Annotated in this window: 25 protein-coding genes; 13 read left to right on the top strand and 12 right to left on the bottom strand. The window is 66.6% G+C overall.

Annotation, left to right across the window (positions count from 1 at the left end; genetic code table 11):
* The first annotated feature begins 624 nt into the window (after window positions 1–624).
* Together LGM56_RS02380 and LGM56_RS02375 are read left to right on the top strand one after the other, a co-directional pair.
* Window positions 625–894, top strand: a complete 270-nt coding sequence (locus LGM56_RS02380) for a hypothetical protein (protein ID WP_226202576.1) — start codon at window positions 625–627, stop codon at window positions 892–894.
* Between the two features lie 125 nt (window positions 895–1,019).
* On the top strand, window positions 1,020–2,507 hold the full coding sequence (locus LGM56_RS02375; protein WP_226202574.1) for a carbohydrate porin: 1,488 nt from the start codon (window positions 1,020–1,022) through the stop codon (window positions 2,505–2,507).
* Between the two features lie 96 nt (window positions 2,508–2,603).
* Here the strand turns inward: LGM56_RS02375 and treA are convergent, their stop codons facing one another.
* Window positions 2,604–4,355, bottom strand: coding sequence for an alpha,alpha-trehalase TreA (treA, locus tag LGM56_RS02370; protein WP_226202571.1), 1,752 nt, complete (start codon window positions 4,353–4,355; stop codon window positions 2,604–2,606).
* Between the two features lie 136 nt (window positions 4,356–4,491).
* Window positions 4,492–4,686, bottom strand: a complete 195-nt coding sequence (locus LGM56_RS02365; protein WP_226202569.1) for a hypothetical protein — start codon at window positions 4,684–4,686, stop codon at window positions 4,492–4,494.
* A 125-nt stretch (window positions 4,687–4,811) separates the two neighbouring features.
* Here LGM56_RS02365 and LGM56_RS02360 point away from each other — a divergent pair, with 125 nt between their 5' ends.
* Together LGM56_RS02360 and LGM56_RS02355 are read left to right on the top strand one after the other, a co-directional pair.
* Window positions 4,812–6,200 carry an MFS transporter gene (locus tag LGM56_RS02360; RefSeq protein WP_226202567.1) on the top strand — a complete coding sequence of 463 codons (1,389 nt, stop codon included), beginning with the start codon at window positions 4,812–4,814 and terminating at the stop codon, window positions 6,198–6,200.
* 382 nt (window positions 6,201–6,582) lie between these two features.
* Complete coding sequence (locus LGM56_RS02355) at window positions 6,583–7,797, top strand: winged helix-turn-helix domain-containing protein (RefSeq protein ID WP_226202565.1); 1,215 nt, start codon at window positions 6,583–6,585, stop codon at window positions 7,795–7,797.
* Between the two features lie 51 nt (window positions 7,798–7,848).
* On the opposite strand, the gene LGM56_RS02350 is transcribed toward LGM56_RS02355, so the two are convergent.
* Together LGM56_RS02350 and LGM56_RS02345 are read right to left on the bottom strand one after the other, a co-directional pair.
* Window positions 7,849–8,067: a DUF1653 domain-containing protein gene (locus LGM56_RS02350; RefSeq protein ID WP_226202563.1), complete on the bottom strand. Its 219-nt coding sequence runs from the start codon at window positions 8,065–8,067 to the stop codon at window positions 7,849–7,851.
* A gap of 57 nt (window positions 8,068–8,124) precedes the next feature.
* Entirely contained in the window at window positions 8,125–8,664 is a 540-nt protein-coding gene (locus LGM56_RS02345) for a GNAT family N-acetyltransferase (RefSeq protein ID WP_413226733.1), read from the bottom strand.
* A 136-nt stretch (window positions 8,665–8,800) separates the two neighbouring features.
* Between LGM56_RS02345 and LGM56_RS02340 the strand changes: the two genes are divergently transcribed.
* The gene (locus LGM56_RS02340; RefSeq protein ID WP_060968669.1) at window positions 8,801–9,061 is read left to right on the top strand and encodes a type II toxin-antitoxin system Phd/YefM family antitoxin; all 261 of its coding nucleotides are present in this window, start codon (window positions 8,801–8,803) and stop codon (window positions 9,059–9,061) included.
* Window positions 9,058–9,324, top strand: a complete 267-nt coding sequence (locus LGM56_RS02335) for a Txe/YoeB family addiction module toxin (RefSeq protein ID WP_226202559.1) — start codon at window positions 9,058–9,060, stop codon at window positions 9,322–9,324. The genes LGM56_RS02340 and LGM56_RS02335 overlap by 4 nt, the downstream gene beginning before the upstream one ends.
* A gap of 14 nt (window positions 9,325–9,338) precedes the next feature.
* Here LGM56_RS02335 and LGM56_RS02330 read toward each other — a convergent pair whose 3' ends face one another.
* Window positions 9,339–9,779, bottom strand: a complete 441-nt coding sequence (locus tag LGM56_RS02330; RefSeq protein ID WP_179254880.1) for a DUF4087 domain-containing protein — start codon at window positions 9,777–9,779, stop codon at window positions 9,339–9,341.
* Between the two features lie 138 nt (window positions 9,780–9,917).
* Between LGM56_RS02330 and LGM56_RS02325 the strand changes: the two genes are divergently transcribed.
* Window positions 9,918–10,541: an HAD hydrolase-like protein gene (locus LGM56_RS02325; protein WP_226202557.1), complete on the top strand. Its 624-nt coding sequence runs from the start codon at window positions 9,918–9,920 to the stop codon at window positions 10,539–10,541.
* Between the two features lie 394 nt (window positions 10,542–10,935).
* Complete coding sequence (locus LGM56_RS02320; protein ID WP_089458612.1) at window positions 10,936–11,514, top strand: DUF4142 domain-containing protein; 579 nt, start codon at window positions 10,936–10,938, stop codon at window positions 11,512–11,514.
* 114 nt (window positions 11,515–11,628) lie between these two features.
* Here the strand turns inward: LGM56_RS02320 and LGM56_RS02315 are convergent, their stop codons facing one another.
* Together LGM56_RS02315 and LGM56_RS02310 are read right to left on the bottom strand one after the other, a co-directional pair.
* Window positions 11,629–12,228, bottom strand: a complete 600-nt coding sequence (locus LGM56_RS02315; protein ID WP_089496510.1) for a GNAT family N-acetyltransferase — start codon at window positions 12,226–12,228, stop codon at window positions 11,629–11,631.
* A 55-nt stretch (window positions 12,229–12,283) separates the two neighbouring features.
* A complete protein-coding gene (locus tag LGM56_RS02310) occupies window positions 12,284–13,198 on the bottom strand; it encodes a LysR family transcriptional regulator (protein ID WP_089427034.1) in 915 nt (304 codons plus the stop codon).
* Window positions 13,199–13,307: 109 nt separating this feature from the next.
* Here LGM56_RS02310 and lysA point away from each other — a divergent pair, with 109 nt between their 5' ends.
* Window positions 13,308–14,546 (top strand): diaminopimelate decarboxylase, encoded by a 1,239-nt coding sequence (gene lysA / locus LGM56_RS02305; protein WP_226202555.1) that lies wholly within the window; start codon window positions 13,308–13,310, stop codon window positions 14,544–14,546.
* 79 nt (window positions 14,547–14,625) lie between these two features.
* Here lysA and LGM56_RS02300 read toward each other — a convergent pair whose 3' ends face one another.
* Window positions 14,626–15,513: a DMT family transporter gene (locus LGM56_RS02300; RefSeq protein WP_206139410.1), complete on the bottom strand. Its 888-nt coding sequence runs from the start codon at window positions 15,511–15,513 to the stop codon at window positions 14,626–14,628.
* Window positions 15,514–15,639: 126 nt separating this feature from the next.
* Here LGM56_RS02300 and LGM56_RS02295 point away from each other — a divergent pair, with 126 nt between their 5' ends.
* A complete protein-coding gene (locus LGM56_RS02295) occupies window positions 15,640–17,097 on the top strand; it encodes a PLP-dependent aminotransferase family protein (RefSeq protein ID WP_226202553.1) in 1,458 nt (485 codons plus the stop codon).
* Between the two features lie 13 nt (window positions 17,098–17,110).
* Here the strand turns inward: LGM56_RS02295 and LGM56_RS02290 are convergent, their stop codons facing one another.
* A complete protein-coding gene (locus tag LGM56_RS02290; protein WP_226202552.1) occupies window positions 17,111–18,019 on the bottom strand; it encodes a LysR family transcriptional regulator in 909 nt (302 codons plus the stop codon).
* A gap of 154 nt (window positions 18,020–18,173) precedes the next feature.
* Here LGM56_RS02290 and LGM56_RS02285 point away from each other — a divergent pair, with 154 nt between their 5' ends.
* The gene (locus LGM56_RS02285; protein ID WP_226202550.1) at window positions 18,174–19,040 is read left to right on the top strand and encodes an NmrA family NAD(P)-binding protein; all 867 of its coding nucleotides are present in this window, start codon (window positions 18,174–18,176) and stop codon (window positions 19,038–19,040) included.
* Window positions 19,041–19,076: 36 nt separating this feature from the next.
* Here LGM56_RS02285 and LGM56_RS02280 read toward each other — a convergent pair whose 3' ends face one another.
* Window positions 19,077–19,271, bottom strand: a complete 195-nt coding sequence (locus LGM56_RS02280; RefSeq protein ID WP_226202548.1) for a hypothetical protein — start codon at window positions 19,269–19,271, stop codon at window positions 19,077–19,079.
* A gap of 193 nt (window positions 19,272–19,464) precedes the next feature.
* On the opposite strand from LGM56_RS02280, the gene LGM56_RS02275 reads away from it, so the two are divergent.
* Together LGM56_RS02275 and LGM56_RS02270 are read left to right on the top strand one after the other, a co-directional pair.
* A complete protein-coding gene (locus LGM56_RS02275) occupies window positions 19,465–20,169 on the top strand; it encodes a M35 family metallo-endopeptidase (RefSeq protein WP_226202546.1) in 705 nt (234 codons plus the stop codon).
* Window positions 20,166–20,642, top strand: a complete 477-nt coding sequence (locus LGM56_RS02270; protein WP_226202544.1) for a hypothetical protein — start codon at window positions 20,166–20,168, stop codon at window positions 20,640–20,642. The genes LGM56_RS02275 and LGM56_RS02270 overlap by 4 nt, the downstream gene beginning before the upstream one ends.
* 81 nt (window positions 20,643–20,723) lie before the next feature.
* On the opposite strand, the gene LGM56_RS02265 is transcribed toward LGM56_RS02270, so the two are convergent.
* On the bottom strand, window positions 20,724–22,157 hold the full coding sequence (locus LGM56_RS02265) for a nicotinate phosphoribosyltransferase (protein ID WP_226202541.1): 1,434 nt from the start codon (window positions 22,155–22,157) through the stop codon (window positions 20,724–20,726).
* A gap of 73 nt (window positions 22,158–22,230) precedes the next feature.
* Window positions 22,231–23,271, bottom strand: coding sequence for a bifunctional nicotinamide-nucleotide adenylyltransferase/Nudix hydroxylase (locus LGM56_RS02260; protein WP_089458618.1), 1,041 nt, complete (start codon window positions 23,269–23,271; stop codon window positions 22,231–22,233).
* Between the last annotated feature and the right edge of the window lie 160 nt (window positions 23,272–23,431).

The raw sequence follows: 23,431 nt of genomic DNA, 5'->3' as shown, positions 1-23,431 counted from the left end.
ACTACTGCAGGCGTCCAAGGCGGCGGCCCCAAGAGTGAAGATGCCGGATTCTATGGACCGCCCAAAAGTGAAGTCAACCCCTCCAAACCCCATTTCTCGAAATAATTTTCGCGCGTCACATCACTGAAAGAATTGCCCTTGAAAACACGTGACGCAACCTTTCAGCGCATGCGGTGCAACCGGGGATCGATGCGTATGAACAACGCGGCACCCCGTCCGGTCGCGCCCCTTCGTTGCCGATCCGTTGCCCGTCCCGTGCCGGAACGGGCCGCCGAAGCGCCCGCGCAACGTGCGCCATTTTTATGCGTTTTTTACTTGCGCTGCAGCAAACGACGCGAATACAATCCGCCGCAATTCATCAAGGGAGTCCCTCCGTGGACACATGCTCTAGTTGCAGTTCGATGCCGGTCCAGGCCGGCCAAGCCATCGCGAGATAGCAGCCAGACGCATGTCTTTCGCCGCTAACTCGCATTCGTCGGGTTAGCGCGCTTCCTCCCGAGCCGGTCATCGCCGGTTCGTCCGTTGCACGCTCCGTTACGTTCCACCCTCCGATCGCAGGCCGCGTCATGCGCCCGCGCTCGACCACGTCGTCCGGCCCGAGCCGGACACGACGGAGGCAGCGTCATGTTTTTTCAATCGTTCGCGGTCAGACTCAAGCGCATCGTGCATGTCGCATGCGACCGCTCGTTCGTCTCCGGCCTGTCGCCGCTCGCCCACGCGTTCAGCAACTGGCGCGGCACGGCGCTCGCCCACGTGCCGGCCGCGCCCCGCCTGCTCGACTGCCTGCTGGTCGCCGTGATGGCCGCCGCGGTCGCCCTCGTCGCGCTGCTGTGCTCGGCCGCATCGCGCCTCGGCTTCGCGCAGGTGGGCCGCATCGGCGGCTGGCTGCCGTAAGCCCCGCCGGCATGCGGCAGCGCCACGCGCCAGGTGCCGCCGCGCGACCGTCTCGTCTCGCCACGCTTCCCGCAACACGTTTTCGTTTCTTCAGCCCAATTAATCAAACCGCCAACGGAACCCACATGAAGAACTACCTCGAACCCGTCCCGCGCAAGCGCCGCGTCAATGCGCTCGCCACGCTGCTGCTGTCGCTCGCCGCCACGTCCGCGTTCGCGCAAGCGTCGTCGCCGGCCGCGGCCGAACCGGCGGCCGGCGCCAGCGACGCCGCCGCTCCCGCACAACAGGCCGCCGATGCTGCCGCGCCCGCCCCCACCGGCTTCTGGGAGCGCTCGAACCTGCTCGGCAACATGGGCGGCCTGCGCGACGTGCTCGGCGATCACGGCATCACGCTGAGCCTGCAGGAAACCAGCGAGTACCTGTACAACACATCGGGCGGCACGCATCGCGGCGGCGCGTACCAGGGGCTCACGCAATTCGGTTTCAACGTCGACACGGGCAAGGCGGTCGGCCTGCCGGGCGGCACGTTCAACGTGTCGGCACTGCAGATTCACGGCACCAACCTCACGCAGCGCAATCTGCAGACGCTGCAGACCGCAACCGGCATCGAGGCGAATTCGACCACGCGCCTGTGGGAGCTCTGGTACCAGCAGTCGCTGCTCGACGGCAAGGTCGACGTGAAGGTCGGCCAGCAAAGCGTCGACCAGGAATTCATGGTGAGCCAGAACGCGGCGACGTTCATGAACGCCACGTTCGGCTGGCCCGTGCTGCCGTCGACCGACCTGCCGGCCGGCGGCCCCGCCTATCCGCTGTCGTCGCTCGGCGTGCGGCTGCGCGTGAAGCCGTCCGATGCGTGGACCGCGATGGTCGGCGTGTTCGACGGCAACCCGGCCGGCCGCAGCGACGGCGATGCGCAGGTGCTGAACGCGCACGGCACCAACTTCAACCTGCGCAGCGGCGCATTCGTGATCGGCGAAGTGCAGTACGCGCTGAACGCGCCGCCCGCCGATCCGAAGGCGCCGCAACCGGCCGGCCTGCCTGGCACGTACAAGCTCGGCTTCTGGTATCAGTCGCAGCATGCGAACGACCCGCGCTACGGCACCGACGGCCTGTCGCTCGCGGATCCCGCCAGCAACGGCATTGCCGCAACCCATCGCGGCAACTACTCGTTCTACGCGGTCGCGGACCAGATGGTGTGGCGGCCGTCGGCCGACAGCCCGCGCTCGGTCAACGTGTTCGCGCGCGTGATGGGTGCGCCGGGCGATCGCAATACCGTCGATTTCGCGGCGAACGCAGGCGTGACGCTGAAGGCGCCGTTCAAGGGACGCGACAACGACGTCGCGGGCATCGCGGTCGGCTACGCGAAGATCGGCTCGCATGCGCGCGGCCTCGACGGCGACACCGGCGTCTATACGACGCCCGGCTATCCGGTGCGCCGCGCGGAGACGGTCGTCGAAGCGACGTACCAGTACCAGGTCACGCCGTGGTGGCAGCTGCAGGCCGACCTGCAGCACTTCTTCCGTCCGGGCGGCGGCATCCCGAACCCGAACGCGGCCGGTGCGCGCATCGGCGACGAAACGGTCGTGGGCGTGCGCACGACGATCACGTTCTAAAGCAGGCCCGAAGCAGACACGGGCCGGACGGCCGCTTGCGCGACCGCCCAGCCCGTGCGTTCTCTTGCAACCCCAGCGCGCGGCCCGCGCCGCGCGTCACTCGCCGTACAGCCCGAGCAGTTTCAGCGTGACGCCGTTGGTCCAGCCGAAACCGTCCTGCAGCGGATATTCACCGCCCCCGCCGCCGCCCGTGCCGGCGCCTTCGACCACGTACTTCTCGACGAGCTTGCCTTCGGTCGCATACACATGCTTCACGTCGGACAGGAAGCGCGTGCCGATGTCCTTCGCAAGCGCCGGTTCGCCATAGCGGCGCAGCCCGTCGATCGCGATCCACTGCAACGGCGCCCAGCCGTTCGGCGCATCCCACTGCTGCCCCGTGTTCTCCGTGGTCGTCGCGAGGCCGCCCGGCTGCAGCAGCGTCTTGCGCACCTCGCGTGCGGTCGCCTTCGCGCGCTCGGGCCACGCCACGCCCGCGAACAACGGATACAGCGCGGCGGCCGTCACCGCGTCGCGCGGCTTGCGCTGCTGCCAGTCGTAGTCGCCGTAGTAGCCTTTGCGGTTCCACAGATAGCGGTTGATCGCGGCCGCCCGCCGCGCCGCGCGCGCGGAAAAATCGGTCACGCACGCCACGTCGCGCGTGACCGCGCAGCCCTTCACGATCGTCGTCTCGAGATGGAACATCAGGCTGTTCAGGTCGACCGGCACGATCGACGTCGTGCGGATCGTCGCGAGTGTCTTGCCGTCGCCGAACCAGCGCGAGCTGTAGTCCCAGCCACTTTCGGCGCCCGCGCGCAGGTCGCGGTAGACCTCGTTCGCCGGACGCGCCGGCACCGACTTCGCGGTCGTCACGTCCTCGAGATACGACTCGTCGCGCGGCGTATCGCTCGCGTCCCAGTAGCGGTTCAGCACCGCGCCGTCGGGCATCGCGACCACATGGCGCGTGGCCTGCCCGTGCGGCGTCGTGGCTTCGCCCTGCATCCAGTACGCATGTTCCTTGCGCAGTGCCGGCAGGTATTTCTGATAGACCTTGTCGCCTTCGGCCTGCGCGGCGAGCGTGACCATGTACGCGAAGAACGGCGGCTGCGAGCGGCTCGCGTAGTACGTGCGGTTGCCGTTCGGGATGTGCCCGATCGTGTCGATCAGATGGGCGAAGTTGTCGAGCATGTTGTCGACGAGATCCTCGCGGCCCGACACCTGCAGCCCGAGCATCGTGAAATAGGTGTCCCAGTAGTAGCCTTCGCGGAAGCGGCCGCCAGGCACGACATACGGCTTCGGCAGCGGGATCAGCGAGCTGTACGGCGGCACCGTCGTGCTCGTGCGCGTGAGCTGCGGCCACAGCCAGTCGATGTGCTGGCGCAGCGTCTGGTTCGGCGGCGGCGTCACGCCGCCTTCCGGCGGCGGCGTGAAATGCTGCGCGACGAACGCCTTCAGCGAAAAACCCGGCTGCGATTTCTGTTGCTGATACAACTGCACGATCGTCGCGGGATCGCCATCGGGCGTCGCGTCGACGAAGGTCTTCTGGTCGGGATAGAGCTGCGCGGTCTGCACCGCGACGAACAGGTCGCCGTAGAGCTGGCTCGGCGGCGGCAGCAGCGCACCCGATGCGGGGACGGCAACCGCGGCCGTAGCCGGCGGTACCGGCTGGGCAGCCGCCTGCGCGGCGGCCTGGTTCGCGTTGTCGGCCTGCGCGGCGCAGCCGGCGACGGCGAGATACGCGACGGCCAGCGCGGCAGCCCAGCGAAGACGCGGCGCGGGTGGCGCGAGAGGTGGTGCGAGACGTGCTGAGTCAGGACTTGAGAAGCGACTCGAGAAGCGCGATGCGATCGATGCGGCACGACGTGACGTCATGACGTGTCCCCTCCTTTCGATGGTGAGTGGGTCGGCACGAGGTCTCGTTCGCGCGCGCGCTCGTCTCGATGGCCCTCGATCGATGCGCGTCGTTTTGTGATGCGAGTGGGTCCGACTGTCGCACGAAACGTGCAGATCAAGCAAGTTTCGATTCGTGCGACTGGCGCCGACAACCGCGCGTGGCCCGCCACGCACACGCGTCGAGCGCATCCGCATCGGTCTCGCCGAGCGCGCCCGCTGCATCGACGCGCCCGTTCACGATCGCGAGCAGTTCGTGCTCGATGAAGTCGGGCGCGGCGCATCGCGCAGCCTGCCCGCGCGGCAGCGTCATGCAGTCGTTCTTTCCACGCCACCGCCAACCAGGACGACTGTTGCAACATGCGGAACAACTGTTGTCGTACGTGACTCAACGGTCACATTGTGGGCATAATGGCGCCTTTACCGCGCGCCCAGCCCATGTCGCCCGTCTTTCTAGCACCGCTCATCGTTGCCTGTGCGTTGTTCATGGAAAGCGTCGACGCGAACATCATCGTCACCGCCCTCCCCGCGATGGCGAGGGACTTCGGGCACAGCCCCGTCACGTTGAACATTGCGATCACGGCCTACGTCGTCGGGCTTGGCGTGTTCATCCCGATCTGCGGCTGGCTGGCCGACCGCTTCAGCGCACGTTCCGTATTCCGCACCGCGATCGGCATCTTCGTCGTCGGCTCGCTGATGTGCGCGGCCTCCAATTCCCTCGGCGTGCTCACGTTCGCGCGCTTCATCCAGGGCGTGGGCGGCGCGATGATGGTGCCCGTCGGCCGCATCATCATCTTCCGCGCCGTGCCGCGCTCGGATCTCGTGCGCGCGATGAACTACCTCGCGATTCCCGCGCTGTTCGGGCCCACGGTCGGGCCGCTCGTCGGCGGCTTCATCACGACCTACCTGCACTGGCGGATGATCTTCTTCATCAACGTGCCGATCGGCATCTACGGGATCTACCTCGCCAGCAAGCACATCGCGAACACGCGCGAGCCCGATCCGGGCCCGCTCGACTGGTTCGGCTTCCTGCTGTCGGCCAGCGGCGCCGCGCTGTTGCTGATGGGCCTCACGCTGATCGACGGCGCGCTCACGTCACGCTCGAACGCGCTCGTCATGTGCGTGGCGGGCACCGTCCTGCTCGCGCTGTACGTACCGTACGCGCGCCGCAAGGAGCGCCCGGTGCTCGACCTCAGCTTCCTCAAGATCCCCACGTATCACGCGAGCGTCGTCGGCGGGTCGCTGTTCCGTATCGGCCTTGGCGCGGTGCCGTTCCTGCTGCCGCTCGCGCTGCAGGAAGGGCTCGGCATGAGCGCGTTCCATTCGGGGCTCATCACGTGCGCGTCCGCGTTCGGCGGCGCGATGAGCCGCTCGACGGCCACCCATACGCTGCGCCACTTCGGCTTCCGCACGGTGCTGATCTACAACGCGGCCTTCGCGGGGCTCGCGATCGCCGCGTACGGCGTGTTCCATCCCGGCATGGCGACCTGGGCGATCTGGCTGATCGTGCTCGTCGGCGGCATCTTCCCGGCGCTGCAGTTCACGAGCCTGAACTCGATGATCTACGCGGACATCTCGCCGCGCGACGCGGGCCGCGCGACGAGCCTCGGCAGCGTCGTGCAGCAGATGTCGCTCGGCCTCGGCGTGACGGTCGCCGGCCTCGTGCTGCACATTTCGCACTGGCTGCAGGGCCATCAGAAGATGATGTGGTCGGATTTCTGGCCCGCGTTTCTCGTGGTCGGGCTGTGCTCGTTCGCGTCGATTCCGATCACGCGGCGGCTGCCGCCCGGCGCCGGCGACGAAGTCGCGCGCGGCAAGCGGCAATAGCCACCAGGCGGACGAGCGGGAAATCGCGAGAGGGGCCGAACGGGCAAAAGGAAAAACCGCCCGCGAAGCAAACCGGAAAATAAAAAAAATCAGCGGACATCCACACGGGGCCGGTGCACAGCCGCATGGATGTCCGCTCAGGGCTCCGGGTCTCCCGATGGGGGTTGAGAATCCCGGATTCGCTTCCTGCGTGCCATGGACATATGTGCGTCGGAAGCAAAAGCGTTGCGCGTGTTTATCGTTGCGCCATGAACTGCACTATAGGGAAACTTGCGCAACGCATCTGTCAACCATTGTCAGACGCGGTGCATCGGCACGTCGCACGCGTGCGCCGCTTTCGCGCTAAAGTGGTTCCCGACCATCACTCCCGGCCGCCCTTCCGATGCTGACGCTCTCGACCGCCGCCGCCCGCGCGCTGCATCTCGCCGCGCAAGGCCTGCTGACGCCGCCCCGCCGCAAGGCAACCAAATCCGACGTGCTCGACACGATCCGCCGGATGGCGCAGTTGCAGATCGATACCATTCACGTCGTCGCGCGCAGCCCGTATCTCGTGCTGTTCAGCCGTCTCGGCGATTTCTCGCCGCAGTGGCTCGACGAACATCTCGCCGAGGCGCGCCTGTTCGAATACTGGTCGCACGAAGCGTGCTTCCTGCCGGTCGAGCAGTTCGGCCTGATGCGCTACAAGATGCTCGATCCGTCGGGAATGGGCTGGAAATACGCGGCCGAATGGCATGAGCAGAATCGTCCCGACATCGAGCGGCTGCTCGCGCGGATTCGCGCCGAGGGCCCGGTACGGTCGGCCGATTTTGCCCGCGAGGATGGCGCGAAAGGCAATGGCTGGTGGGATCGCAAGCCCGAGAAGCGCCACCTGGAAGTGCTGTTCACGACGGGCGACCTGATGGTGTCGGAACGCCGCAATTTCCAGCGCGTGTACGACGTGCGCGAGCGCGTGCTGCCCGACTGGGACGACACGCGCGACCTGCCGCCGCGCAGCGCCGTGCTGCCCGCGCTGCTCGACTACACGTGCCGGGCGCTCGGCGTCGTGCGCGCGGACTGGGTGGCCGACTACTATCGGCTGCCGCGCCGCTCCTACCGCGCGGAGCTCGAGCAGCTCGCCGGCGCGGGCGACCTCATCCCGGTGGCGATCGACGACTGGAAGGAGCCGGCCTACGTGCATCGCTCGCTCGAAGCGTTGCTGCCGGCCGCGGAGGCCGACACGCTGCGCTCGACGGTCACGACGCTGCTGTCGCCGTTCGATCCGGTGGTATGGGACCGGCGGCGGGCGTCGACGCTGTTCGGTTTCGACTACACGATCGAATGCTATACGCCCGGGCACAAACGGCGTTATGGCTATTTCTGCCTGCCGGTACTGCATCGCGGGCGGCTGGTCGGGCGCATCGACGCGAAGGCGCATCGCACGCTCGGCACGTTCGAACTGAAGGCCGTGCATGTCGAGCCGGGCGTGCGGTTCGGCACGGGGCTCGCAGCCGATGTCGCGAAGGCGGTGAAGAAGCTTGCGGCATGGCACGGCACGCCGGAGGTCACGGTCGGGCAGCAGGCCCCGCCGGAGCTGGTGAAGGCGCTGGCCGGCGCGTAGCCGTCCACGCAGCCGGCTGGCACGGCGGCGGCGCGCGCCGCCGGCCGTCGATCAGTCGCGCAGCTTGCGGAAACGCGAGGTGCCGTCTTCGAGGTTCCCGTTGAACATCGCTTCCGGCCGGACCCACAGCCCGCGCGCATGCGGCCACAGGTGTTCGTACACGACCACCGATTCCTCGGTTTCGGAATGGCGAGCAACGCCGATGTAGCGGTACAGCCCGCCCTTGTAATGGCGATGCGTCGCGAGCTGTTCGGCTTCCTGTTCGGTCATGATGGGCTTCTCTTCGGCAAAAACGGAAAGCGCGTATTGTATGCGCTGCGCCGCGCGTCAGCGTTTCGCGTAGATGTCCGGGCGGCGGATCTCCATCACGCGCTCCGGATTCGCGCACGGCTCGAAGCCGACCGGCCGGTACAGCGCGTGCGCATCGGACGTCACGAGCATGATGCGGCGCAGGCCCTGCACCACGTCCTGTGCAAACACGTGGTCGATCAGCGCGCGGCCGTAGCCGTTGCCGCGCTCGGCCGGCAGCACGAACACATCGCACAGGTAAGCGAACGTCGCGTGATCGGTCACGAGACGCGCGAACCCGACGAGCCGGTCGCCCACGTAGGCGCCGAAACACAGCGAGCCCTCGATCGCCCGCTCGACCACGTCGCGCGGAATGCCCTGCGACCAGTACGCGTCGCGATGCAGGAAGTCGAAGATCGCGTCGACGTCGAGTTCGCGCTTGTCGGTGGAAAATCTCAGCGTGGCGGGGGTGGCAGGGGTGGCAGCGGGCACGTCGGTCTCCGGTTGGGGTGGTGGAAGACGAGACGCTGACGATACCGCGCGGCGCGGCGGGCTACAAGCGGCGACACTTGTCGCCATGGCCAGACGGCGCGCATGCTCATTCCGGACGATTCTGGTGTGTAACGAAGCTGGGGCGGGTCGACTTGTACAGCAAACCGTACACCTTTATCGACTGTGGTAAACTTGTACGGTTATATGTACAAGTGAGGCAATCATGCGCACGATTCATTTTTCGGACGCCCGTGGCAATCTGAAGACTGTTATCGACCAGGTCGTCGACGATGCGGACGTGACGCTCATCACGCGCCGCGATGCGCCGAACGCCGTCATCATGTCGCAGGACTACTACGACAGCTTGATGGAGACGGTGCACTTGCTGCGCTCGCCGGCCAACGTCGCCCATCTCGAGCGTTCGATCGCGCAACTGCGCAAGGGCAAGGCAAAGGAACACAAGCTCGCGGCGGATGACGAATGAGTGTACGCCGCGGGCTCTTTACTTCCGACGCGTGGGACGACTATGTCTACTGGCAGGGGCAGGATCGCAAGACGCTCAAGCGTATCAACCAGCTCATTCGCGAAGCCCAGCGAACGCCGTTCGAAGGCATCGGCAAACCCGAACCGTTAAAGGCCAATCTCTCCGGCTTCTGGTCACGCCGTATCGACGACACGAACCGTCTGGTCTACGAGGCTGACGACTTGCAGATCAGCATCGTGTCCTGCCGTTACCACTACGAATAGCATCGCCCCGCGGGTCATGGCGCCCGCAACGCGCGATCTGCCTTGCAACGCTTCAACGGCAGCGGCCGCGCCGCGACTATCCGCGTCACCTCGCGCGTGCGCGGGTCGATTTCGAGGTCGAGGCATGCACAACCGTAGCCATGCCCGCCGGCGTTGGTGACGACCCAGCCCTTCGTCGACATGTCGGGCATCTTGTCGAGGCCCGGCACCGGCTCGTTGCCCATCGTCAAGAGTGTCCAGGTGCCGTCCTTGTCGTTCAGCCACCAGTTGGCCGGCGACGGATTCTCAAGCCATCCGCAACGCTTTTCCGGTGCGGCAGATACCTGCGTCGCGGCTGCCAACGTAAAGGCTGCACCCAGCATCCACATTGCAAGACGTGCACGAGTGATTGTCATGTAATCGATCCGGAAACGAATGTGCATCGGGAAACCGTCATTGCGGGTGCCGGACAGCATACCGGGCTTTCTCTCGCATGTCGCTCGTCCGCACCAGCCATCCGGTCGCATCGGTCGTCGCGAGCGGCGACTACGAGCTCGGCTTTCAGCAGATTCGGTGACAATGTCGCCAGCCCCATCAACTCGCCACACCGCTTCATGCCCTACCGCCTCATCGCATTCGACTTCGACGGCACGCTCGCCGATTCGCTCGACATCTTTCTCGCCGCGCTGTCGGAAGCGTCGCGCCTGCACGGCTTTCGCGACGCCACGCCCGAGCTGCGCCCGGCGCTGCGCGGCATGTCGGCGCGCGACATCATTCGCGCGCTCGACGTGCCGATGTGGAAAGTGCCGCGCGTGACGATCGACATGCGCCGCCTGATGCAGCCGCGTGTCGCGCAAGTGGCGCTGTTCCCCGGCGTTGCCGAAACGTTCGACGCGCTCGCCGCGCGCGGCATCCGCATCGCGATCGCCACGTCGAATACCGAGGCGATCGTGCGTGACCGGCTCGGCCCGCATGCCAGCAGCCGTGTCGAGCATTTCGCATGCGGCATTCCGCTGTTCGGCAAGGCACGTCGCCTGCGCGCGCTCGTTCACGAGGCCGGCGTGCGCAGCGACGAAGTGCTGTACGTCGGCGATGAAATCCGCGACGCCGACGCGGCGCGACGCGCACGCATCGCATTCCAGGGCATCGCGTGGGGCTATACCGCGCCGGACGCGCTGCAGGCGCATTGTGCGACACCGTTGCTGCCGCGTCTCGACGCATTGCTCGATCGCGTGTGACGCATGCGCGCGCTTTGCGCGTCCGGTTCGCCCCATCGCGCGATGCGCACGTCATCGCACGACACAGCCGCACGACGATGAAAAGCGGATGACACCCACGTGCATCCCGCACGCGTCAGGCGCGCAAAAATTGCCGCCGTCGCACACGCAACAGGTACGCACTACCTGTCGGCGTGCTGGCTCATCGATTCGTCTTACCAACCGTTACACAAACCACAGCGCGGTTGCACCTGCTACCGGATCGCTCTCCTAGAATCAGTCGGGCCGGGAAACACTTCGACCGGCGCCGCGGCAGAGCGGCGGTCGAATCCGGCCCGGGCGCGCCCGGTCTCTCGCACAGCGACGGATCCCGTGATCCGTTTTTCAACCAGAGCCCCGATCGAAAGGAGGTCCCATGAACCGCTTTCCCCAACTCTCGCGCCTTGCATTGTCTGCCGCTGGCCTGCTTCTCGTCGCCGTGACGGCGACCGCGCAAACCGCACAACCGGCACCGGCCTCGCCGAACGCACCGGCCGCCGCCGCGACGCGGATCCACGAAGCCGACCAGGCCTTCATCACCGACGGCACGAAGACCGTGTCGACGCAGCACGACGCGGCACGTATCGCCGATTCGCGCACGTCGGACAGTCAGGTCAAGGCGTTCGCGCAACGCGTGTCGACCGACGATGAAAAGATCATCCAGGCGATGCGCGCGGCCAGCCCGCGCGGCGTCGACGTGCCGGCCAACGACCCCGATACGGCCGTGCTGGGCAGCATCAAGAACCTGCGCGGCGCCGAGTTCGACAAGGCGTATATCGAGCAGGTCGCGCTCGCCGGCCAGCAGAAGGCCATCTCGGCATTCCAGGCCGAAATCGCGTCGGGCCGCGACACGAAGCTGAAGGAAGTCGCACGCCAGTCGCTGCCGATCCTGCAGAAGCACTACGCGGACGCGCAGAAGCTCGCGGAACGCCACCACCTCGCATCGGCGCAGTAACGCGCCGCGGCGCCGCGCATCACGCGCGGCGCACTGCTTCCCCCTGTCGTCGCGTCGCCGCTCCCCTTCCGGCGGCGCGACGCACGTCAAACGTCACGCTTCACGCGTGACACGTTACGTCGCGAGCTTCGCCAGCAGCCGCGCACGCACCTCCGGCCATTCGTCGTCGATGATGCTGAAGCGCACCGAATTGCGCTTGCGGCCATCCGGCATGATCCGCTCGTGCCGCACGATCCCTTCCTGCTTCGCACCGAGCCGCAGGATCGCCGCGCGCGATTTCTCGTTCAGCTCGTCGGTCGTGAACTGCACGCGCACGCAGTGCAGCACGTCGAACGCATAGCCCAGCAGCAACCATTTCGCTTCGGTATTCGCGCGCGTGCGCTGCGCCGATTCGCTCAGCCACGTATGGCCGATCTCGAGCTTGCGGTTCTTGCGATCGATCTTCCAGAAACGCGTGCTGCCGATCACGCGGCCCGATGCGCGATCGACGATCGCGAACGGCATCACGGTGCCGGCCGAACGCCCCTGCAATGCGGTGTCGATATACGCGTCGATCGTCTCGGGGCCCGGCACGACCGTGACCTTCAGGTTCCACAGCTGGCCGTCGGCAGCCGCGTCCAGCAGCGCCTGCCGGTCGGATGAATCGAGCGGCCTCAGTTCGACGTGTTCGCCGGTGAGTATCGGTGGTTCGAGGCAAGCAGAAGCGTCGGTCATGAAGGATTCCGGAAAGTGGCGGCGATGGCGGCGAAACACCGATCATACGACCGCGTCAGCCGAGGAGCGCGGCCAACCGGCGGCGAATCGCCTTCGCCTCGCCGCGCAACGCGTCGGCAAACGCATCGACGAGCAGGCTCTTCGGCCGGTGCTCGGGCACGATCACGCTGACCCGGTACGGAAACGACCGCGTGAGCGGCCGCACATGCAGGTCGCGCCCGACGAAATCGAGCGCGGTCAGCGGATTGACGATCGCCGCACCGAGCCCCTGCCGCACGAACGCACACACCGACACGGCTGACGGTGTTTCGACGACCGAGCGCGGCGCCACGCCGAGCTGCGCGAACGCCTCGTCGATCAGGATGCGGTACGGATCGTTCAGCGACAGGCTCACGAACGGGCGATCCGCGAGATCCGGCAGATCGATCGCGTCCTGCGCGAGCAGCGGATGGCCGTCGGGCAGCACGCACACTTCGTCGACTTCGAGCAGCGGCGTGAGCACGGTGCCGGCCGGCGCGACGTCGCGCTCGGTCAGCCCGAGGTCGTAACGCTGCGCGGTCAGCCATTCTTCGAGCACCGGCGATTCCTGCGTCGCCACCGACACGCTGACGCCAGCATGCTGCTCGCTGAAACGCCGGCACGCACCGGGCAGGATCGCATGCGAGAACGCCGGCAACGCGATCACCGACAGTTGACCGTCACGAAACTCGCGCAGGCGCGCAGCAGTCGCCGCGACACGTTCAAGCCCCACATACGCGAGCCGCACGTCGTCGAACAGCGTGAGCGCGGCCATCGTCGGCCGCAGCCGGCCGTGCGCGCGCTCGAACAGCGCGAAGCCGACGACCTGCTCCATGCGCGCAAGCTCGCGGCTGATCGTCGGTTGCGACGTATAGAGCATCTCGGCCGCGCGCGTCGTGCTGCCGGTGACCATCAGCGCGCGAAAGACCTCGATATGGCGGTGCGTGAGCATGATCTGCTATATCAAATATGAATCGAATGTCGATAAACAGGCATTTTACTGGATAGTCAATCTGGCGCATCATGGCCGTTATCCGTTCATTCGACCTGATTCATCTGCCATGTCCCTCGATTCCCGCCAGCTCGCGACGCTCGCGCAGCAATACGGCACCCCGCTGTGGGTGTACGACGCCGACGTCATCCGCGACCGCATCGCCCAACTGCGCCAGTTCGACGTGATCCGCTACGCGCAGAAGGCGAACTCGAACGTCCATATCCTGAAGCTGATGCGCGAGGAAGGCGCGTGCGTCGACGCCGTATCGCTCGGCGAGATCGAGCGCAGCCTCGCGGCCGGGTTCAGTCCCGCCGGCGAGCCGGAAGGCGTCGTGTTCACGGCCGACCTGATCGACCGCCCGACGCTCGCGGCCGTGCTGAAGCACGGCGTGACCGTGAACGCCGGTTCGCTCGACATGCTCGCGCGCATCGGCGAGCACGCGCCCGGCCACCGCGTGTGGCTGCGCGTCAACCCCGGTTTCGGCCACGGCCACAGCAACAAGACCAACACCGGCGGCCCGCAGAGCAAGCACGGCATCTGGATCGACGACGTGCCGCGCGCGATCGAGATCGTGCGCCAGTACGGGCTGAAGCTCGTCGGCATCCACATGCATATCGGTTCGGGTGTCGACTACGGCCACCTGTCGCAGGTGTGCGATGCGATGGTCGATCTCGTCACGTCGCTCGGCCACGACATCGACGCGATCTCGGCCGGCGGCGGCCTGTCGATCCCGTATCGCGACGGCGAGCCGCGCGTCGACGTCGGTCACTACTTCAGCCAGTGGGACGCCGCGCGCAAGCAGATCGAGCGTCACCTCGGCCACCCGGTGCGCATCGAGATCGAGCCGGGCCGCTTCCTCGTCGCCGAAGCCGGCACGCTCGTCACCGAAGTGCAGGCCGTCAACCGCCGGCCGAAGCACGACTTCGTGCTGATCGACGCGGGCTTCAACGACCTGATGCGCCCGTCGATGTACGGCAGCTACCACGCGGTGTCGGTGCACACGCAGGATGGCGCGCTGCCGGCCGAACGGCCGCTCGTCGATCTCGCGATCGCGGGGCCGCTGTGCGAATCGGGCGACGTGTTCACGCAGGACGCGGGCGGCGTGGTCACGCACCGCAAGCTGGCGCAGCCGCAGATCGGCGACCTGCTGTTCCTGCACGATGCAGGCGCATATGGCGCGTCGATGTCATCGAACTACAACAGCCGGCCGCTCGCGCCGGAAGTGCTCGTCGATCGCGGCGCGCCGCGGCTGATCCGCCGCCGGCAGACGATCGGCGAATTGCTCGCGCTCGAAACGTTCGAGTAACGCGTGCGCGCCAGATGATCGAGCGTGAGCGGGCGCACCTTCGACAGGTCGCGCCCGTGCATCCGATCAGCCCCGCACGTCAGCCCGCGCGCCGCACGGGCGCCATTTTCGAGAAGTATTTCGCGCCCGCGACGCAGCCGACCACGACGACCGTCACCGCGACCATCGACGGCGGCACCGTCTCATGCAGCAGCCCGGCCGCCAGCAGCAGGCCGAAGAACGGCTGCAGCAGCTGCAACTGACCGACGCCTGCGATCCCGCCGAGCGCGAGCCCGCGATACCAGAACACGAAGCCGATCAGCATGCTGAACAGCGACACGTACGCGAGCCCCCACAGCGCGGCAGCATCGACGCCGTCGAACGAAACGGGCCAGGTGAACCACGTGAGCGGCAGCATCAGCGGCAGCGACAGCACGAGCGCCCACGAGATCACCTGCCAGCCGCCCAGCTCGCGCGACAGGCGTGCGCCTTCCGCGTAGCCCAGCCCGCATGCGACGATCGCGGCCAGCATCAGCGCATCGCCGACCACCGACGCCTGGCCGCCGTTGCGCAGCGCAAACGCGGCCACCGCGCAGCTGCCGATGATCGAGAAGATCCAGAACGGCAGCCGCGGCCGTTCGCCGCCGCGCCACACGCCGAACAGCGCGGTCGCGAGCGGCAGCAACCCGACGAACACGATCGCGTGCGCCGATGTCACGTGCTTCAACGCAAGCGCCGTCAGCAGCGGAAAGCCGATCACGACCCCGAGCGCGACGATGGCGAGCGACACGGCCTCGGCACGCGTCGGCCGCCGCTGCTTCAGCCCGGCGAGCAGCAGCAGGCCGAGCGCGCCGGCGATCGTCGCGCGCGCAAAGGTGAGGAACAGCGGGTCGAGCCCCTGCACCGCGATACGCGTCGCGGGCAGCGAGCCACTGAAGATGATCACGCCCAGCAAGCCGCTGAGCCATCCGTCGGTCGTCTTTTGCACGGGAAATCCTGAACGGGGAAAGTGGATGACCGATGATCCGCCGCGCGCGAAATGCGCGTAAGCTACAGCCCAATACAATTCGGACAAACTGTACTGGACAACCAGACGTACAGTTCATTCTTCGCCATGAGCCAGGCCACCCCGCTTCCCGTTCCGCCCACCCCGTCGCGCACGCGCGTGGAAACCGTGATGGATACGTTGCGCGCACGCATCGCGAGCCGCGCGCTGGTGCCCGGCGCGCGCGTGCCGTCGATCCGGATGATGGCGGACGCGCTGGGCGTGTCGAAATCGACCGTGGTCGATGCGTACGAGCGGCTCGCGAGCGAAGGCGTGCTGGTCGCGCGGCGCGGCTCGGGTTTCTATGTGTCGGGGCATGCACCGCCGCTCGCGCTTGCCGATCTCGGCCCGCAGCTCGATCGCGGGCTCGATCCGCTATGGCTGTCGCGCCAGTCGCTCGAAGCGGCGCCGACGTCCGTGAAGCCCGGTTGCGGATGGCTGCCGCCGTCGTGGCTGCCCGACGAGAGCCTGCGCCGCGCGCTGCGCGCCGCGTCGCGCGACGAAGCCGACGCGCTGACCGACTATGCGACACCGCTCGGCCTGCCCGCGATGCGCCAACAGCTCGCCTGGCGGCTCGCGCAGCACGGCGTCCAGGCCGAACCCACGCAGATCATGCTGACCGACGGCGGCTCGCACGCGCTCGATCTCGTCTGCCGGCTGCTGCTGGAGCCGGGTGACACGGTCGTGCTCGACGATCCGTGCTACTTCAACTTCCAGGCGCTGCTGCGCGCGCACCGTGCGCGGGTCGTCAGCGTCCCGTACACGCCGAACGGCCCCGATCTCGCGCGCTTCGAGCAAGTGCTCGCCGAGCATCGGCCGCGCCTGTACATCACCAACTCGGCGCTGCACAACCCGACCGGCGCGACACTCTCGGCGCCCGTCGCGCACCGGCTGCTGACGCTCGCGGCCGAACATGGCCTGCTGATCGTCGAGGACGACATCTTCGCGGATTTCGAGAGCACGCCCGCGCCGCGCCTCGCGGCCTTCGACGGGCTGTCGCGGGTCGTGTCGATCGGCAGCTTCTCGAAGACGCTGTCAGCCGCGATCCGCTGCGGCTACGTCGCCGCGCGCCCGGAATGGATCGAGGCGCTCGTCGACCTGAAGCTCGCGACGTCGTTCGGCCATGCGCAGATCGGCGCGAACGTCGTGCACCGGCTGCTCGTCGACGGCACGTACCGGCGCCACGTCGACAGCCTGCGCACGCGCCTCGCGGACGCGATGGGCGAAACGCTCCGGCGCGTCACGCGCGCCGGGCTCAGGATCTGGACGGAGCCGCGCGGCGGCCTGTTCGTGTGGGCGGAGTTGCCCGACGGGCTCGACGCCGCGCGCGTCGCGCGCCATGCGCTGGACCACGATGTGGTACTCGCGCCCGGCAACGTGTTCAGCGCATCGCACAATGCAACGTCGTACCTGCGCTTCAACGTGTCGCGCTGCAAGGGGCCGGCGGTGTTCGATGCGCTGGCGCGGGCGATGGAGGCGGTGCGGGCGGCGGACACGACCGGACGCATGCTCGCCCGCGAATCGTGACGGCGGGCGCGCGCTAGCTGCCGGCCGCCACGATCTCCGCGACGAAATCGACGAACGCTCGCACCTTCGCGGGCGGCAAGTGGCGCGACGGGTAGTACGCGAACAGCGGGAACGCCTCACCGCGCCAATCCGCAAGCAACTCGACGAGCCGCCCCTGTTCGATCAGCCCCGCCACCCCGCTCGCCTTGAAGCGTGCGATGCCGACGCCGGCGAGGCATGCACCGAGCATCGTGCCGGCGTCGTTGACGAGCAGCCTGCCCGTCGTCTTCACGGGCACGCGCTTGCGGCCGAGCCGATAGACCCATTCGAGCGGCTGGCCGGTCAGCGTGTTGCGCATCTGGATGCACGCATGGCCGACGAGGTCGGCTGGCGCTTCCGGGCGTCCGTATCGTTTCACGTACGCAGGTGCGGCGACCGTCACTGCTCGCGTCTCCAGCAGCTTGCGCGCCACCAGCGACGACGAAGGCGGTTCACCGAACCGCACCGCGACGTCGAATCCTTCCGCAACCAGATCGCCGAGTTGCTCGCGCGCCGCCAGTTCAAGCGACAGATCGGGATGGCGCGCCAGGAACGCGGGGAGATGCGGCGCCAGCACCCGCCGGGAAAAATACGCGTCGACATTCACGCGCAGCCTGCCGCGCACGGCCGCAGCCGAACCGGCGGCCAGCGTGACCGCGTCGCCGATGCCGGCGAGCAGCGGGCCGATGTCCTCGTACAGGCGACGCCCCTCGTCCGTCAGCGTGACCGACCGCGTCGTGCGATCGAGCAGCCGTACGCCGACCCGCGCCTCCAGCCGGCCCACGGCGCGGCTGACGCCGGACGGCGACAGGCCGAGTGCGTCGGCCGCGCGCGCGAAGCTGCCGCTTTCGACGATCGCGGCGAGCACGCCCACGTTCGCCAGGATCCGCCCGTCGATGCTCATGATTTCACTCATGACAAAAGATCACCAATCAAATGACATGGATTCGATTCCATCAGGAATCGCCGCTCCCTATCATGCAACCCGATGCATCGCGACGGCAAGCCCGGTCGTTCCGGCATGCCGCTTCTCCACTTCTCGATGAGGATTTCGAATCATGTACGCCATTACCGGCATCACCGGACAGGTCGGCGGCGCGCTCGCCCGCACATTGCTCACCGCGGGCCAGCCCGTACGGGCCGTCGCGCGCGACGCCAATCGCGCCGCGCCGTGGGCCGCGCGCGGCTGCGACGTCGCACTCGCCGACATGACCGACACCGCCGCGCTGACGACGGCCTTCTCGAACACGGCCGGCGTATTCGTGCTGCTGCCGCCCTGCTTCGATCCGTCGCCCGGATTCCCCGAAACGCGCGCGGTCATCGACGCCGCCGGCGCGGCGTTGCGCGCCGCGCGGCCGCGCAAGGTCGTCTGCCTGTCGACGATCGGTGCGCAGGCGACGCAGGTGAACCTGTTGACGCAGTTGACGATGATCGAGCAGGCGTTCCGGGACCTGCCGATGCCTGTCGCATTCCTGCGCCCCGCATGGTTCCTTGAAAACGCCGCATGGGACGTCGCGACCGCCCGCGACGCGGGCGTGATCCACAGCTTTCTGCAGCCGCTCGACCGCCCGGTGCCGATGGTTGCCACCGAAGACGTCGGCCGCACGGCGGCGGCCCTGCTGCAGGACGAATGGTCCGGAACGCGCATCGTCGAACTCGAAGGACCGCGGCGCGTCAGCCCGAACGATCTGGCCGCCGCGTTCGCCCGCGTGCTCGGGCGCCCCGTACAAGCCGAGGCCGTCCCGCGTGATACGTGGGCCGGCCTGTTCGATGCGCAGCGGATGCGCTATCCCGAACCGAGCATGCGCATGCTCGACGGCTTCAATGAAGGCTGGATCGACTTCGCGTCGGCGCCTGCGGATGTCCTGAAGGGACACCTCGACGCAGACGCCGTGCTGCGCACGCTCGTCACGAGCGCCGCCTGAACGGGAACGAGGCGGCGGGATGCCCCGCCGCCTGCCTCACACCTCCCCCGCGTGCACCCTCGCCCGCACTTGCGCAAACGACGTATCGACGAGCAGGCGCCCCGTATCGAACACCGTTTCCAGCGCATCCTCCCACTCGCCTTCGAGCATCCGGTTGTCCCACGCGGCGGGCTCAGGATCTGGACGGAGCCGCGCGGCGGCGTGCGGATGGGCGCGAGCCACCGTATCCATGCTGGAGAATGATGAAGCCCGGCAATCGGGCGGACAACTACGGAATGAATCGGCAATCTGCCGCCAAGCAGGCCGACATCCGATAAAGCATGTCAATTGGGTTGCGTCGTTTCGCAAATCGTACACGTCCAATAGACGAGCGCGCCTCCGTCAGCCGATAGTTTTCGTCCTCCTCCGGATAACTATCGAATCGATGAGCGAAACCTTCGATCGACGCGACGCCACGCACCAAGAAGACTGCGACGAATGGATATACGTCGGAACCACTTATACAAACACCACACCGGGATCCACTCACACCATCGAACTCGACATGGCGCAAATCTGCGAAAACATGTCGAACAAAGCATTCAGGCGCCTGATTGCTCGGCTGCGCGATGCTGCAATTGTCCTGATTCGTGAGCGAATTCATGGCCTCGCCGCTTGGGATCAGGAAGAACAGCGCCGCGTCCAGACTTGGTTCGGCCGATCAGATGACATGGTCCGCCGAAGACTCGACACCGGATTACCCAAACTTCTGCGCGTCATGCAGGAGCTGAAACCTGAGAATGTCATCAGGTGGGACGAGCAAACGCAGAGAAACGTAACGTGCACCGTCTTTCCCGACAACGGAATCACTGATGCAGCAGTATGCAAACCCGATTCGCACAGGCGGATAATCGCGATTTATCCGCACTTCTGCGCACTCCCCGATGCTCGGCTTTCTACCAGCTGCAAGCTGAAAGTCCTGATTCATGAATGCACGCACTACGTCGACACATTCAACTCAAACGACGAAATCTATGGGTTCGGCACCGGCCTGAAGTACTGGGCTCAGACACACCATGATGTAGCGATCGACAATGCAGACAGTCTCGCCTGCTACATTTCATTTTTCGACGACAGGATTCTGTGGTGACATTTCTTGCACGCACGATAAGCACCGCGATCTGGTTCTGCCTCTCGTTTTCGATGTCATCCACGGCGTGTACCGTTTCCGAAGACATGCTTGACAGCGTCCCGCTCAATTCCGACGCGATCCCTAACGAGGATCGCGTCAAGATTGCAGAGATGGTTATTCGCGCTCGTCAATGGCCGGATGCAGAGATTCGTGGCATCGTCACTGCCGGCGCCTACATCGGGGAAGTCGGTCCACAAGCGCTCGCGTTGCGACGAGCGGCGAACCTGAAGGAATACCTGATACAACTCGGCGTCAAGAACGAGAACATCTGGTCCGATACCCACATCATCTCGAAACCGTATCCGAAAGACAGCGCCGGTTACGAAGGCTATCTTCAGATAGGACTGACACTGGTGCCGCTTTGCAACGATGGATGTCGGCGCCTGTGCGGCGATCCGCGCACCACGCCGACATCCAGAGCCCTTCACTAAGGTAGTCCGCAGCCAAACGACATCGCGATCGCGTCGGCGACGGAGTGACCCGAACCTCTCACGCCGCCACCGCCGCCTGCTTCACACCTCCCCCGCGTGCGCCCTCGCCCGCACTTCGGCAAACGAAGTATCGACAAGCAGGCGCCCCGTATCGAACACCGTCTCCAGCGCGTCCTCCCACTCGCCCTCCAGCATCCGGTCGTCCCACGCGGCGGGCAGCGTCGTCGTCCGATACTCACCGGTGCGGAAACTGCGCAGCAGCGTGAGCCGCCCCTTCTTCGAGCGCTTGCCCTGATCGGTGACCGGATCCTTGCAGACGTCGTGCCACACGCCGCCACGCCGGATCGCCGAGCACTTCATCGCGAAGCGCTGCGTATCGCGGTTCACCTGCTGCAGCAGCCCGCCGCCCATGCCGAACACGACGTTGCCGGCCGCATAACCCGCGTCGTCGAGCGCGGACAGAATCGCGTCGATCGACAGTTCGTCGACGCCGTCGCCCTGGATCACGCGCACGCGATTCAGCACGCGCCGCCCCTTGCCGTTCACGGTCGAGCCGAACGATGTGTCGAGCGCACGCACGGTCTGCAGCACGATCGCCACCGGGTCGCCCGAATCGGGCCGCACGACCAGCGTCGCGCCGGAATCGAGCACGGCCTGCCGAAGCTCGCCGCCCCACAGATCGAGCGCCGCGAACAGATCGTAGGAGTCCGACACGACCGACACGATCGCACCGGGCAGGCCAAAGCGGCGAATCATGTTCCGGTACGCATCGGCTTCGTGTTCGCGGCCCCACGACGTGATCGTGCTGTGCTCGGCCGCCGGCACCGAGTACGCGGCCATCGGCTCCCGATAGAAGCGGTTCGCGGCCAGCACGCCGAGCACCGTATCCGAACCCATGAAGTTGACGAGGTGCGCGGCACCGCCGATCGCGGCCGACTCCGCGCTCGACACGCCGCGTGCGCCGAAGTCGTGCAGCTTGAAGGGCAATTGCGCGAGATCGTCGTCGGTCTTTTCCAGGAAGCGGCGGATCGTCTGCCGCAGGTGCCAGCTGCGCGTCGCGACCGTCACCGGATACCACACGCGCAGCAGCATCGTCTCGAGATACGACGCGAGCCAGAACACCTGCGGGTCGTCGCATTCGACCGTCATCAGCACGTTGTGCACCGGCACGACCGAGCCCTCGGGCACCGCGCGGATCGTCACCGGCAGGTAGCCGTCGTAGCGTTCGACGATATAGCGCCAGCCTGCCTCATTGAACGGCTCGCCGTGCACGGTGAAGAAATCGCGCGCCTCGTCGATCATCGCGTGCGTGATCGGCTTGCACAGATATTCCTTCAGCAGCATCTGCAGGCCGAAGAACACCGTGCGGTCGTAGCGGCCGCCGCGCGATTCGACGTACGAGAACATCGCCGACGCGTCGGGCGGATATTGCAGGAAGTGGGAAGCCTTGTACGAATCCGTGTTGAGGATCGGATTGGCGAGAACCGCGGCAAAGCCGCCGAGATCGTTTTGCATGGCTAGAGCTCCTCTAGGCCGTTGAAGTGCCGCCGCGTCTGTCGCGGCGGACGGAATGCGGGGAATCAGCGGATCACAGCTTCCCCAGGAAGTGATACGCGATGTCGAAGTGATCCTCGAACATCACGCTGCGCATCTGCGCGAATTCGTTGAGCGGCACCCAGCGCGCCTTGTCGGCATCGTCGCTGCCCTTCACGCGCGGCAGCTCGCCGGTCGGGAAGTTGAACAGGCACGCATGCGTGATCGTGCGGCCGCGCAGCGAGCGCGTCGGGTGATCGAACACCTGGCGATCCTTGATCGAGCCGCGCAGCACCGGCTCCGGCAGCTTCAGGCCGGTCTCCTCGCGCAGCTCGCGGATACAGGCCGCGTCGAGCCGCTCGTCCTGGTTCACGAACCCGCCCGGCAGCGCCCACAGGCCGCGGCCCGGCTCGCTGCGGCGGCGCACGAGCAGGATATGGCCCGAGTGCACGACCACCGCGTCGACCGTCACGAACGTGACGGGATACGGGGCGGCCGCCCACGCCTTGCGATACCCGGCGATGAATTCGGCTTCGGACTTCAGCTGCGCGAATTCCGGCTGCGTGCGGAAACGCTCGAGCCAGCCGAACACGGGTTCCGGCACGGCCCACTGCACGAAGCTGTTGGTGCGCTCGGCGAAATACTGGTCGCGGATCTCGGTGGCGGAAATGTCTTCGGTCGCATCGACGTCGACGAGCTCCCATTGCGGGAACATCCGCAGGTAATACGAGGTGGCGTCCTTCTCGTGGCCGATCAGCCCGACCTTGCGCTGCGCGATGTCGCCGAGCGCGGACGCGACGGCGTCCTGCACCCAGCGCACCCAGTCGCCGTCGTTGTAGGTCGAATCCTGCAACGGCGCGATGGTGACGCGGTCGCGCTCGGACGCGTCGAGCAGCGAAGCCAGCATCTGGCGGCGCTCGTCGAACGAGAACGGATCCTTGATGGTGCGGGGCTTGTCGGTCGATCCGATCAGCACGCACACGCGCTCGGCCCGGCTCAGTGCCGACTTCAGCACGTTCAGGTGACCACGATGCGGAGGCTGGAAACGACCAATGAAAACGAGCGCGTCGAAGCGCCGGTTCTGTTGCGTACTCATGAGGCTCCCTCAAGAGATTGAAACGCTTCGGGTCTGTCCCGAAGGGTTGAAACGAATCCTAGGGGAAATCCCGAGGTGCGTCAATCCAGCCCGTTCGAGCCCCTCCTCGACTTGACGAAGTCTGACGAAACTCGGGTTATTGGCGCGGTACACTCGATTT

Origin of the sequence: Burkholderia sp. AU38729, assembly GCF_020419725.1 — a bacterium.
Taxonomy (GTDB): Bacteria; Pseudomonadota; Gammaproteobacteria; order Burkholderiales; family Burkholderiaceae; genus Burkholderia.
This window is presented reverse-complemented; position numbering and strand designations above follow the sequence as displayed.

Excerpts from the sequence above, each read along its gene's own strand:
- LGM56_RS02380 (WP_226202576.1), top strand. The coding sequence starts at position 625 with ATGTTTTTTCAATCGTTCGCGGTCAGACTCAAGCGCATCGTGCATGTC.
- LGM56_RS02375 (WP_226202574.1), top strand. The coding sequence starts at position 1,020 with ATGAAGAACTACCTCGAACCCGTCCCGCGCAAGCGCCGCGTCAATGCG.
- treA (WP_226202571.1), bottom strand. The coding sequence starts at position 4,355 with ATGACGTCACGTCGTGCCGCATCGATCGCATCGCGCTTCTCGAGTCGC.
- LGM56_RS02365 (WP_226202569.1), bottom strand. The coding sequence starts at position 4,686 with ATGACGCTGCCGCGCGGGCAGGCTGCGCGATGCGCCGCGCCCGACTTC.
- LGM56_RS02360 (WP_226202567.1), top strand. The coding sequence starts at position 4,812 with ATGTCGCCCGTCTTTCTAGCACCGCTCATCGTTGCCTGTGCGTTGTTC.
- LGM56_RS02355 (WP_226202565.1), top strand. The coding sequence starts at position 6,583 with ATGCTGACGCTCTCGACCGCCGCCGCCCGCGCGCTGCATCTCGCCGCG.
- LGM56_RS02350 (WP_226202563.1), bottom strand. The coding sequence starts at position 8,067 with ATGACCGAACAGGAAGCCGAACAGCTCGCGACGCATCGCCATTACAAG.
- LGM56_RS02345 (WP_413226733.1), bottom strand. The coding sequence starts at position 8,664 with ATGGCGACAAGTGTCGCCGCTTGTAGCCCGCCGCGCCGCGCGGTATCG.
- LGM56_RS02340 (WP_060968669.1), top strand. The coding sequence starts at position 8,801 with ATGCGCACGATTCATTTTTCGGACGCCCGTGGCAATCTGAAGACTGTT.
- LGM56_RS02335 (WP_226202559.1), top strand. The coding sequence starts at position 9,058 with ATGAGTGTACGCCGCGGGCTCTTTACTTCCGACGCGTGGGACGACTAT.
- LGM56_RS02330 (WP_179254880.1), bottom strand. The coding sequence starts at position 9,779 with ATGCTGTCCGGCACCCGCAATGACGGTTTCCCGATGCACATTCGTTTC.
- LGM56_RS02325 (WP_226202557.1), top strand. The coding sequence starts at position 9,918 with ATGCCCTACCGCCTCATCGCATTCGACTTCGACGGCACGCTCGCCGAT.
- LGM56_RS02320 (WP_089458612.1), top strand. The coding sequence starts at position 10,936 with ATGAACCGCTTTCCCCAACTCTCGCGCCTTGCATTGTCTGCCGCTGGC.
- LGM56_RS02315 (WP_089496510.1), bottom strand. The coding sequence starts at position 12,228 with ATGACCGACGCTTCTGCTTGCCTCGAACCACCGATACTCACCGGCGAA.
- LGM56_RS02310 (WP_089427034.1), bottom strand. The coding sequence starts at position 13,198 with ATGCTCACGCACCGCCATATCGAGGTCTTTCGCGCGCTGATGGTCACC.
- lysA (WP_226202555.1), top strand. The coding sequence starts at position 13,308 with ATGTCCCTCGATTCCCGCCAGCTCGCGACGCTCGCGCAGCAATACGGC.
- LGM56_RS02295 (WP_226202553.1), top strand. The coding sequence starts at position 15,640 with ATGAGCCAGGCCACCCCGCTTCCCGTTCCGCCCACCCCGTCGCGCACG.
- LGM56_RS02290 (WP_226202552.1), bottom strand. The coding sequence starts at position 18,019 with ATGAGCATCGACGGGCGGATCCTGGCGAACGTGGGCGTGCTCGCCGCG.
- LGM56_RS02285 (WP_226202550.1), top strand. The coding sequence starts at position 18,174 with ATGTACGCCATTACCGGCATCACCGGACAGGTCGGCGGCGCGCTCGCC.
- LGM56_RS02280 (WP_226202548.1), bottom strand. The coding sequence starts at position 19,271 with ATGGATACGGTGGCTCGCGCCCATCCGCACGCCGCCGCGCGGCTCCGT.
- LGM56_RS02275 (WP_226202546.1), top strand. The coding sequence starts at position 19,465 with ATGAGCGAAACCTTCGATCGACGCGACGCCACGCACCAAGAAGACTGC.
- LGM56_RS02265 (WP_226202541.1), bottom strand. The coding sequence starts at position 22,157 with ATGCAAAACGATCTCGGCGGCTTTGCCGCGGTTCTCGCCAATCCGATC.
- LGM56_RS02260 (WP_089458618.1), bottom strand. The coding sequence starts at position 23,271 with ATGAGTACGCAACAGAACCGGCGCTTCGACGCGCTCGTTTTCATTGGT.